The sequence below is a fragment of the Kitasatospora aureofaciens genome (genome assembly GCF_001188955.3).
Taxonomy (GTDB): domain Bacteria; phylum Actinomycetota; class Actinomycetes; order Streptomycetales; family Streptomycetaceae; genus Kitasatospora; species Kitasatospora aureofaciens.
In genome coordinates this window covers 1-2,344 of the sequence record NZ_JPRF03000103.1, presented here as the reverse complement: position 1 = coordinate 2,344, position 2,344 = coordinate 1, and the positions used below count along the sequence as shown (strand labels likewise).

Genomic DNA, 2,344 nt, shown 5'->3' with positions numbered 1-2,344 from the left:
CCAAGGGGATGCGCTGGATCTCGTAGTCCGGGATTGACCCTTCGGCCTGGGCCTTGGCCCGACCCCGCTCGCTGCGGGGTGTGCGGAGTTGTAAGATGTACTACGATCGTATAGTGTACTGCGGCAAAATGTTAGTGCAGGAAAGCGGGAAGGAAAAAGAAGCAACTAAACGAGGGTGTAGAAAAAGACGAAGAGGAAAGGATTAACCGTAGAAGAGAGGGAAATGGAGGGAAGAGAACAAAACCGGAGTGTTTTTTTTTTTTTGTAGGAATATCGGAGGAGAATATTGTTTGTACATATCAAGTAGTAGCAACCCAATGAGCATAATGGAGTGCTTAACTCTTCAGAAGAAGAGTGCAGCTGGATAGTGCGAATTTTTCTGAATCGAATGGTAGGTTAGTTATGGGATTTAGCATAGGAAGCCAAGAAACTAGAGAGAAAAAAAAAAAAAAAAGAAATAAAGATTGCAGCACCTGAGTTTCGCGTATGGTCACCCACTACACTACTCGGTCAGGCTCTTACCAGCTTAACTACAGTTGATCGGACGGGAAACGGTGCTTTCTGGTAGATATGGCCGCAACCGATAGTTTAACGGAAACGCAGGTGATATGAGGGCAGGGTCCAGACATGTTCAGTAGGTGGGAGTGAGAGGTGTTATGGGTGGAGGACAATTTTTATTATATTTCATCTAATAGCAATAGGATATGAGAGGTGAAAAAGCAAAAGCAATAGTGCATTGTGATGTGGAGAATAAGGTGCATACGATGAAAAAGGTGATTTGTCATTTACAAGAGGTAGGTCGAAACAGAACATGAAAGTTGGTCGGTAGGTGGCATGCAGAGGTAGTTTCAAGGTGACAGGTTATGAAGATATGGTGCAAAAGACAAATGGATGGTGGCAGGCATAGTAAAATGATGGTGTGGAAGACATAGATGGTATTTGTTTTGCATTTACGGCACCGGATGCGGGCGATAATGACGGGAAGAGATTTAGTATGTGGGACAGAATTTCGGCGGCAGTATTGAGACCATGAGAGTAGCAAACGTAAGTCTAAAGGTTGTTTTATAGTAGTTAGGATGTAGGAAATGTATTCCGATAGGCCATTTTACATTTGGAGGGACGGTTGAAAGTGGACAGAGGAAAAGGTGCGGAAATGGCTGATTTTGATTGTTTATGTTTTGTGTGATAATTTTACATTTTTGCATAGTATTAGGTAGTTAGATGAAAGATGAATAGACATAGGAGTAAGAAAACATAGAATAGTTACCATTATTGGTAGGAGTGTGGTGGGGTGGTATAGTCCGCATTGGGATGTTACTTTCCTGTTATGGCATGGATTTCCCTTTAGGGTCTCTGAAGCGTATTTCCGTCACCGAAAAAGGCAGAAAAAGGGAAACTGAAGGGAGGATAGTAGTAAAGTTTGAATGGTGGTAGTGTAATGTATGATATCCGTTGGTTTTGGTTTCGGTTGTGAAAAGTTTTTTGGTATGATATTTTGCAAGTAGCATATATTTCTTGTGTGAGAAAGGTATATTTTGTATGTTCCCGCGCGTTTCCGTATTTTCCGCTTCCGTATTTTCCGCTTCCGTATTTTCCGCTTCCGTATTTTCCGCTTCCGCTTCCGCAGTAAAAAAAAGTGAGGAACTGGGTTACCCGGGGCACCTGTCACTTTGGAAAAAAAAAAGAAAAAAATATACGCTAAGATTTTTGGAGAATAGCTTAAATTGAAGTTTTTCTCGGCGAGAAATACGTAGTTAAGGCAGAGCGACAGAGAGGGCAAAAGAAAATAAAAGTAAGATTTTAGTTTGTAATGGGAGGGGGGGTTTAGTCATGGAGTACAAGTGTGAGGAAAAGTAGTTGGGAGGTACTTCATGCGAAAGCAGTTGAAGACAAGTTCGAAAAGAGTTTGGAAACGAATTCGAGTAGGCTTGTCGTTCGTTATGTTTTTGTAAATGGCCTCGTCAAACGGTGGAGAGAGTCGCTAGGTGATCGTCAGATCTGCCTAGTCTCTATACAGCGTGTTTAATTGACATGGGTTGATGCGTATTGAGAGATACAATTTGGGAAGAAATTCCCAGAGTGTGTTTCTTTTGCGTTTAACCTGAACAGTCTCATCGTGGGCATCTTGCGATTCCATTGGTGAGCAGCGAAGGATTTGGTGGATTACTAGCTAATAGCAATCTATTTCAAAGAATTCAAACTTGGGGGAATGCCTTGTTGAATAGCCGGTCGCAAGACTGTGATTCTTCAAGTGTAACCTCCTCTCAAATCAGCGAGGGACACCGCCGTGCAGCGGGCCGAGGCCGCGCTGCACACCGTCCAGCGGGACGGCTCGCCCTGGCTG

1 rRNA gene is annotated in these 2,344 nt (G+C 43.3%); it reads right to left on the bottom strand.

Annotated features, from left to right (window positions below):
* Nucleotides 1-461 precede the first annotated feature (461 nt).
* Nucleotides 462-582 (bottom strand): 5S ribosomal RNA (rrf, locus tag HS99_RS48785).
* Nucleotides 583-2,344 lie beyond the last annotated feature (1,762 nt).